This is a genomic window from Nostoc sp. (assembly GCF_036919555.1).
In the GTDB taxonomy this organism is placed as follows: Bacteria; Cyanobacteriota; Cyanobacteriia; order Cyanobacteriales; family Nostocaceae; genus Nostoc.
In genome coordinates, this window is record NZ_JBALCS010000093.1 from 104463 (window position 1) to 112976 (window position 8514).

The 8514-nt window shown below is 42.8% G+C and carries 9 protein-coding genes; 4 read left to right on the forward strand and 5 right to left on the reverse strand.

Annotated features, from left to right (window positions below; all coding sequences use genetic code 11):
- Positions 1–79 precede the first annotated feature (79 nt).
- Complete coding sequence (gene sat, locus V7K36_RS26035; RefSeq protein ID WP_335120578.1) at positions 80–1258, reverse strand: sulfate adenylyltransferase; 1179 nt, start codon at positions 1256–1258, stop codon at positions 80–82.
- Between the two features lie 198 nt (positions 1259–1456).
- Here sat and V7K36_RS26040 point away from each other — a divergent pair, with 198 nt between their 5' ends.
- From V7K36_RS26040 to V7K36_RS26055, 4 genes are all read left to right on the forward strand, one after another.
- A complete protein-coding gene (locus V7K36_RS26040) occupies positions 1457–2110 on the forward strand; it encodes a Uma2 family endonuclease (protein ID WP_335120579.1) in 654 nt (217 codons plus the stop codon).
- A 122-nt stretch (positions 2111–2232) separates the two neighbouring features.
- A complete protein-coding gene (locus tag V7K36_RS26045) occupies positions 2233–2502 on the forward strand; it encodes a type II toxin-antitoxin system ParD family antitoxin (RefSeq protein ID WP_335120580.1) in 270 nt (89 codons plus the stop codon).
- A complete protein-coding gene (locus tag V7K36_RS26050) occupies positions 2502–2678 on the forward strand; it encodes a type II toxin-antitoxin system RelE/ParE family toxin (RefSeq protein WP_335120581.1) in 177 nt (58 codons plus the stop codon). Before V7K36_RS26045 ends, V7K36_RS26050 begins: the two co-directional genes overlap by 1 nt.
- Positions 2679–3528: 850 nt before the next feature.
- Entirely contained in the window at positions 3529–3954 is a 426-nt protein-coding gene (locus V7K36_RS26055; protein ID WP_335120582.1) for a hypothetical protein, read from the forward strand.
- Positions 3955–4238: 284 nt separating this feature from the next.
- Here V7K36_RS26055 and mnmA read toward each other — a convergent pair whose 3' ends face one another.
- From mnmA to rtcA, 4 genes are all read right to left on the reverse strand, one after another.
- Positions 4239–5294, reverse strand: a complete 1056-nt coding sequence (gene mnmA / locus V7K36_RS26060; RefSeq protein WP_335120583.1) for a tRNA 2-thiouridine(34) synthase MnmA — start codon at positions 5292–5294, stop codon at positions 4239–4241.
- Positions 5295–5425: 131 nt separating this feature from the next.
- Entirely contained in the window at positions 5426–5602 is a 177-nt protein-coding gene (locus V7K36_RS26065; protein ID WP_335120584.1) for a hypothetical protein, read from the reverse strand.
- A gap of 40 nt (positions 5603–5642) precedes the next feature.
- The gene (locus V7K36_RS26070) at positions 5643–7127 is read right to left on the reverse strand and encodes a GMC family oxidoreductase (RefSeq protein ID WP_335120585.1); all 1485 of its coding nucleotides are present in this window, start codon (positions 7125–7127) and stop codon (positions 5643–5645) included.
- A gap of 120 nt (positions 7128–7247) precedes the next feature.
- On the reverse strand, positions 7248–8297 hold the full coding sequence (rtcA, locus tag V7K36_RS26075) for an RNA 3'-terminal phosphate cyclase (RefSeq protein WP_335120586.1): 1050 nt from the start codon (positions 8295–8297) through the stop codon (positions 7248–7250).
- Positions 8298–8514: the final 217 nt, after the last annotated feature.

The following is an 8514-nucleotide window of genomic DNA, read 5'->3' on the forward strand; positions in this document are numbered from 1 at the left end:
TGTTTGCTTGTTGATCAAAGTTGGGGGAGTCGGGGAGACGAGGGAGCAGAGGGAGAAAGAATATCCAATGCCCAATGCCCTAAACAGGTACTTCTATCCGCATTGCCCGCGCTAACTCTGCCGCCACCTCTGGACGGGAAAATTCTGGAGGAGGTAACTCACCGCGCCGCAGCATTTCTCTAACTTTTGTCCCCGATAGGTGAATGCGTTCCTCTGGTTTGCTGGGACTGGTTTTAGATGTTGCCATTTGCTTAGTGCGCGTACAGTAGAAAGCGTGTTCAAATTTCATCGGCACAATACCCAATTCGCTTGGCGCAAACTCTTCAAAGATGTATTGAGCATCGTAAGTGCCGTAATAGTCACCAACGCCAGCATGATCCCGTCCGACGATAAAGTGAGTACAGCCGTAGTTTTTGCGGACTAAAGCATGGAATATGGCCTCACGAGGGCCAGCATAGCGCATTGCGGCGGGATTTATTGCCAAAGTTACTCTGTCCAAGGGGTAGTAATGTTCCAGCAAAATTTCATAGCAGCGCATCCGCACGTCAGCAGCAATATCATCTTCTTTTGTCGCCCCGACTAATGGGTGCAAAAATAGACCATCAACGATTTCTAAAGCGCACTTTTGAATATATTCATGGGCGCGGTGGATGGGGTTGCGAGTTTGAAAGCCGACGATGGTTTTCCAACCCTTGTCTTGAAATAGTTGCCGTGAGGCTGCTGGATCAATTTGGTAAGTGGGAAACTGGGGATGAGGTTCGCGCTGCAACAGCCAAATATCACCCGCCAGATGTACAGTACCTTGGTTATAGAGTACCTGTACGCCTGGATGATTGACATCATCAGTGCGGTAGACATTAATTGCTTCGCGGGTTTTGTCGTAGTGATATTTTTGTGTAAGTTGCAAAACCCCAATAAATTCACCTCTGGAATTATCCAGACGGATTAAGCCGCCTTCTTGCAACGGGGAAGCTACTTCTTCACTGACCGATAGTGTAATCGGGATTGACCACACAAGACCGTTAGCTAGTCGCATTTTTGTAACAGTGCGATCGTAGTCTTCCTGGTTCATAAAACCCGTGAGTGGACTAAAAGCACCGATCGCAATCATTTCTACATCAGAAACGGCGCGATCGTCAAGTTGCACTCGCGGCAAAAAGTCAGCTTTTGAAAGAAACTCTGCTCTTTGTTCTGGTGTGGCGATACGGTTAACCAACTGTCCACCGTGGGGGGCTATAGCATCTGGATTTTGACTCAACGTAATCCCCTCTTTGTATTAACTGTTATTGTTTCAGATTATGTACTAACTAACTTATCAAATGCCGGTACTGAGAAAAAAAAGAGTTTGAGGAATGGAGGGAAATTTTGCAACTGGCCTCTAAGCGATGTGATTCGGTTACGCTAAAGCTAATCCAGCCTCAAGTTTCAGAATAGTTCCTTTATAAGGAAAATGCTTATGACTGCTGTATCGCCCGTTGTGAAACCTGTTAGCCAAATGCGGCTAGCGCCTGGTAGTACAGTGAATATCCAGGATATCAGTTGGGAGGAATTTGAGTCTATTTTGCAGGAACTGGGGGAAAAGCGATCGCTACGAGTTGCTTATAGCAAGTCTACGTTAGAAATTATGGTTCCTCTACCCGAACACGAAAAATCAAAGGACTTAATTTCAGATATTGTAAAAATCTTGCTGAAGATCGCAGGTAAAAGTTATGAACCCTTCGGTTCAACCACCTTCAAGCGGGAAAATACAGCAGGGGTAGAACCAGATGCTTGCTTCTACATCCACAATTACCAAAGAATGATTGGTCGTCGCAAACTAGAACGAGATGATCCGCCTCCTGATTTGGCAATTGAAACAGATGTGACATCAAAAACAACTCTTGATGCTTACGAAGCGATCGCAGTTCCAGAACTATGGATTTACGATAGTAAAAAGCTGAGGATTTATTTACTTAGGGATGGACATTACATCGAATCTGATCACAGTCCTAATTTTCCAAATATCCCTTTAACTCAAATTATTGTTGCTACAGTTGAACGAGCTTGGCAATTAGGAACCGTACAAGCTTTGAAAGAGTTTGAAGAAGCATTAGATAGAAGTAGTTTTTGATAAAGAGTAAGTATATGTAGCCACCGCAGGTATTGCTTTTGCTAATTGCTCCTGCATGGCAATAAATGGCATAAATTGCCATAGAATAATATGATGAAGGAAAAATTAGGGAATTAGTGCCAGTGAAAAGTATAAATATATCTCTTCCTGATGCGATGCGCACTTATATAGAAGAGAAAGTGGCGACTGGTGGCTACAGCAGTGTCAGTGAATATTTCCGTGAGTTAGTGCGCCAAGATCAAAAGCGTCAGGCGGCTGAACGTTTGGAAGCGATGCTTTTAGAAGGTCTAAATTCAGGGAATGCAACTGAGATGACTCCTGACGATTGGGAAGACATCCGCCAAGCTGTGCACGAAAGAATCGCCAAGCATAAAGGGTCAAACCAAGGGTAATGAACGATGTAAGCAAACGACCGCAAGTCATCCGCGACTTGATAGAATTAGCGACTTATATTGCAGAAGATAACTTGGAAGCTTCAGATAGGTTTCTTGCAGCAGCAGAAATAACTTTCAAACAACTGGGTAAAATGCCAGGAATGGGAAAATCTTGTCAATTCTTGCTCATTTAAAATTGCTTCAGTCATCATTGACTCCATAAGTAATTATCTTTTCAATGCCCTATTGATCAGGTCTGGCAATTGAGGGCTATTTCATTCTCATCTAGTCCGCCTCAGAATGAATTCTGAGTCTAAGCTCGACTTTATCCAAAATTAAGAACTCGGTTTTATTTATCCGGGAAAAACCCTGGCTTTTTCGCAAATACTTTTTCCACGTCACAGATTCTCGATGAAGTTAGAAAAGTAAAACTACTGTCCCACAAAGGTTTCAGTAATAGCGATCGCCTAAGCGTAAAAATGGATAAAGTCGAGCTAAGAGGGTGTTTGAAAAGTTATACGGTGTGATTTTTTACCCCCCTTAATCCCCCCGATATATTGGGGGGAAACAAGAAAATCAAGTTCCCTCCCCTTTATAAGGGGAGGGTTAGGGTGGGGTAAAAATATTTGATACATCAATCACGACTTTTAAAACATCCTCTAATAGCGAAAGTCGTCTAAAGACGACTAATAAAAGCAGGAATTACGCAAAAAGGTAGTGAAAGACCTGATTTCCCGTAGGGGCAATTCATGAACATCCGTGTCAACTTAAGCTAAAAGCCTTTTCAAATCTCGTTTCCAGCCTCTGGCTGGAAATGCAGATCAATGCCAGCAAGGGAGGCGGAGCCTCTAGAACGGCATTCCCAGTTGGAGACTGGGAACGAGACAACAAGACAATCTATAAAAGCTAGTTATAGACTGGCTTTCACGTTAAGTTGACACCAGGTTTCTATTGAGTGCATAAATCAGAAAATGCATCGTACTAAACAATATGGGATGAATACATCCCTAGCATTGTATATTGCATTTAATTGGAGTATCACGTATGAATTCTCAACACTCGCAATTTAGTTCAGACAATAAAACAGATTTAGAAGCTCTAGGTTTACTCAAAGAGTTAGATAATGAGACCTCTCAAGTTATTAGCGGTGGAGCCCCAGTATTCCAGACACGCCTCCTAGCCAACCCAACACTCACACCCAATCCGACCTTACCGAAAAATCCACTTGACATATACAATGGAACTTCTTCTCCGCTCTCTTTTGATGTAAACTTTGGTAATACAATTGCACAAAATCTTCAACTTAAACCCGGTAATTCAATAGACTTTTCAGACCCATCAGCAACAGCTGATGTTAGGTTTGATGGAGATTTGAGCACAGCTGGTATTCAACTAAATAAAACTACCGTCAACGCTCCTGGAAATTATGCTTTTGTCTTAGATCCCACTGGGATAGTAAGTCTCGTCTAATGCAACGCTTCTTAGTTGCAAATATTTTTTAAAATACTAGTCTGCCATGATTTTTTCTATGAAAACAATCATGGCAGATAGCGTGAAAACAAAAAATTGCAGCAGTACTTATAATAGCTTAATTGGTACATTGAGAATTGCCAAAAATATTGATTGATATAATGCTTATCCAGTAAGGGTTACAGCCAAGCGCGTAACTTTCTGTTCGATTGCTCATTTACCCCCGTTTCTGGCTAGAACGAAATAGCCCTAAGTTTTGGCTTCTACCAAAACCGATGTGAGATTCAACTAAACTGCTCAATAATTCCGCCACCTAACACTTTCTCGCCGTCGTACCACACCGCCGCTTGTCCGGGAGTGATGCTGATTTGGGGTTCATCAAACACCAAACGCACACGAGACTTTTCCAACGGAATCACCGTCACTGGTGTAGCGGTTGAACGATAGCGAATTTGCACTTCGGCATGAATTGGGGTGGATGGTTCAGCAATAGAAACCCAATTTACCCGATTTACTGTGCATTCTGGCTGAGTTACCTTAGTGCGATCGCCTACTACTACTTTATTATTTTCCGCATCTAATTCAATCACATACAACGGTTCGGCAGCAGCAATCCCCAAACCTTTGCGCTGTCCAATGGTATAGTGATGGACACCATCATGCTGTCCTAAAACTTTGCCTGTGACATCTACAATATTGCCCATTTTGGGAGCTAAATATTTATCGAGAAATGCCCGCATGGAACCGTTACTTTCCACTAAGCATAAGTCTTGACTTTCTGGCTTATCAGCAGTTTTCAGTCCGTATTCGGTAGCGATGCGGCGCGTGTCAGTTTTTTCTAGTTCGCCTAGAGGAAATATAGTTGCTGCAAGTAAATCTTGAGACAAATCATAGAGGAAGTATGACTGGTCTTTGTTGCGGTCAACAGCCCTTAATAATTGGTAACGTCCAGTTGCTTCGTCATGGCTAATTCGGGCATAATGACCAGTGGCGATGCGATCGCATCCCAATTCTTCATGGGCATATTGTACCATTGGGCCAAACTTCACCGTCTTATTGCACTGGGAGCAAGGCAAAGGTGTGATCCCAGCACTGTAACCAGTCACCAAGTAATCGACAATATGCGTCTGAAAGAGATCCCGAATATCCACAACCTGATGGGGAACGCCTAGTTGTTCACAGATATCAGCCGCGTCAATCATACCTTCAGAGCAACATTGACCTTTGCCTTTCATTAGCCAAAGAGTCAAACCAATCACTTCATAGCCCTGATGGTGCAGGATAGCTGCGGCAGTGGAACTGTCAACACCACCAGAAAGACCAACGACGACTTTTTTCATACAAAGCACGATATAATAAGCAATTCAAAATTCAAAAACTAAATTATAGTAAGCATTCTGGCTGGTGATGGTGTGCCAAGTTAAAGAGTAACAGCTTTGCTGCGTGGTTGTCTAATTGTAGCACACACTCTTCAAAGCCTTGCTAGGAGGGTAAACCAACCAATAATGTCTTTTTTAGTTATTGTTTCTAAAGCTTGTGTAATAGCTTGGTTTAACTCTTGATAAGTTCTGGCCGTTTGCGATTCAGACGTTAATTCCCTTTCATCCCTCAAAATAAGCGAACCTATGTTAATTAATCTTTTTGTCAAGATTAATTAACATAGGTTTGCCTTGGATAGTCCACTAGCTTTATTGTAACGACCTAATTATTATGTCAGTTCCCTTATGAGCAATCATCATGGTTGCTGCCGCCGTATTTGCAGTTATGGGAAGCGGAAACACGGAAGAGTCAATTACGCGTAGCTTAGACGTATTACGCACCTTGAGTTCTGTGTCCACAACGGAATTCTCGTCAGATCCCATCTTACAAGTTCCGCAATAATGTTGTGTTGTACCAGCAGTTTGTCTGATATAGTCCTCCAAATCTTCACCAGGTTGTGGAACGATTTGCGCTTCACGCCATGAGTCTAAGCCTGTTTGTGTGCAAATGCGTATGCTTAACTTAAGCGCCTTTTTACACTTCTCTAAATCTTCAGGTTCAGTAAGATACCCTGGATCAATGACGGGAGCATCTTCAGGATTCTTTGAGGACAAAGTAACAGTTCCCTTACTTTTCAAGTGCATTAAGTTTGGCCACAACCAAAAAGAATACTTAGATTCAGGTGACAAACCTTTTAAGGTTCCAACACCTACACTGGTTTCTATGTCGATAACATCCCTATTGTTTTCTGTAGAGTCAAAGATAACTGCTGGTGCTAGACCGTAAGAATAAAAAGGCAAATCTCGATTAGTGGGTATAGAAAATCCGACTCTGAGAAAAAGGTCATCGTGAAAATTTTTACCGACTTGCGGAATATTCGCAACTACAGGAATACCAAGTTTTTTTAATTCGTTTTCGTCGCCGACACCTGAAAGCATTAATATTTTTGGACTTGCGATCGCACCTGCACTCAAAATAACTTCTTTGTTTACGTTAGCAAACTGTTCTTGATCATCTTTAATATATTTAATACCAACTGCTATTGAATTATCGAATAAGATTTGGGTTACAAAAGCCTGACTTAGCACGGTTACATTTTGATATCCCTTTGGTTGGAAAGTGCTATACGTGGTTTGTCGAATCAGACTGGCTGTCTTAATTATGTTAAATTGAAATTCAGCATATCCATATTGACTCGAATTGGTATTGTAGTCACAATTATAAGTCAAACCACTTTGATTGGCGGCAGCAAACAAGTTTTCAATGAACTCATCTCTTTCTCCTTTTATCACTTTCATGGTCTTCTCTACCGCCTCAAAATGTGGCCTAACATCATTCCATGACCAACCCGGCGCTACCTGTCCCCACGCATCAAAATCAGAGATGCTACCTCGCACGTAGACCATAGCATTATGTAGCGCACACCCTCCTAAAACTTTTGCTTGCGATAGGCTAATAAAACGATTATTTAAGTTTGGTTGGCTTACTGACTTATAACCCCACTCAATTTCAGGATAGCTAGTCAAAACTTCATACCAGTCACTTGGTGTCCACATTTGTGAGTTATTTGGACTGTCTCCAGCTTCGAGCAGGAGAATACTTATATTTGAGCTATGAGCAGCAAGTCTTGAGGCAACTATGCTCCCAGCGGAGCCAGCACCAATAACAATATAGTCATAAAATATTTCTTTCATTTTGCTTAACTCTTTGTCCGGTATGAAGATTATGTTAACCTTCGAGCGGACAGTAACCTTTTTTTTTAGCCACAATACTGCCATAATCAAGGCTCTTAAGAAAGTATTTAGTCTTTAATCTCATCCACCAATTACAGGAATCACTGACACTATTTTATCAGCTTCATCTACTGTTATCTGCGCTAGCCCAAACTGTTCAATTACTGCTGCATTTGTCGTCAAATGTCTACTCACCTCAGCCACTCGATACTGACTTTCGTGTGACGCTAAAGCAGCTGGCAATAATAATTGGTCTGCTAAATGTTCATCCACTGCTGCACCAGTTTGATGAAACTTGAGTAGTTGCTGACAAGCAATCTCTGCAACTGTTTCCGCCGACAACCGCAAACGCCCGAATCCACCAAAGCCAGTCAAGCTGTTCTGATACTCAGCAGTTAGGAAAATACCCGCCCCAGGTGCCACACCTCTTTCTCGCAAAGCCTGTACACTAACTTTCAAATGGGCTGACCGTAACAAATTCTCTGCACAATTCGCCATCCGTTGCGGAATATTTGAAGGCAATTCCGTTACTACTGCTAGTCCTCGCACCTGTTGTAACTCTCCCCGTTCTACCAAGTTAATCCCGCCGATTTTACCATCGCCACTCACCTGTAACACTACCTCTCCCCCACCTTGGGGAAACCACCCCCAAGCGCCTAACTTGACTTGAGCTTCTACACCCATGCGTTGCAATATTGGCAGATAAACTTGCTCAATGTACGTCACTGTCGGGCTAAAGTTCACATGAGTTCCACCCTTTAGTGTTACTTGGGAATTGCCCGATGCTAGTGCCAAAGGTAAGAGAATTGTCTGTAAAACTAGAGCGATCGCACCCGCAGAACCACCTTGTTGTGCTTTACTAACATCAAAGGTATAAATTCCAGCTTGCACAGCACTACCTGGGATGAATTCTAGCAGCATTGAACCCAAAGCATCACCCCGTAGTTGGGCATTACAAATTCTCGCCGCCGCCCGAACTGCTGTTAAGTGTTGTGCTGCTAATCCTGGCTTTTTACGTCCGGCGCGAATACCTGTAATTATTATGGGTTCGCCGGTGATGGCGGCTAGACTTAAGGAAGTGCGAAGAACTTGTCCGCCTCCCTCTCCGTAGGAACCGTCAATTTCAATCATGGGCGATTTTGGGATGTTGGATTTTGGGTTATCCCCACGGATTTTAAAATCAAAACACAAATTATAGACGCCTAGTAGCTAGCTTTTTAGAGGGAGGTTACACAAATATACAGAGAAAGTTCTGGTTGAGTCGATGGGGGATATTATTCCCCGCACCTCTCAGTTAAATCTGGGCGTGCGACTTTCATCGCACCCAGCTTCCGATGTTCTTAGCTTG

Bases quoted from the DNA above. Each gene is read 5' to 3' on its own strand.
- V7K36_RS26070 (WP_335120585.1), bottom strand. From the start codon at position 7,127: ATGAAAGAAATATTTTATGACTATATTGTTATTGGTGCTGGCTCCGCT.
- V7K36_RS26040 (WP_335120579.1), top strand. From the start codon at position 1,457: ATGACTGCTGTATCGCCCGTTGTGAAACCTGTTAGCCAAATGCGGCTA.
- V7K36_RS26050 (WP_335120581.1), top strand. From the start codon at position 2,502: ATGAACGATGTAAGCAAACGACCGCAAGTCATCCGCGACTTGATAGAA.
- V7K36_RS26055 (WP_335120582.1), top strand. From the start codon at position 3,529: ATGAATTCTCAACACTCGCAATTTAGTTCAGACAATAAAACAGATTTA.
- rtcA (WP_335120586.1), bottom strand. From the start codon at position 8,297: ATGATTGAAATTGACGGTTCCTACGGAGAGGGAGGCGGACAAGTTCTT.
- mnmA (WP_335120583.1), bottom strand. From the start codon at position 5,294: ATGAAAAAAGTCGTCGTTGGTCTTTCTGGTGGTGTTGACAGTTCCACT.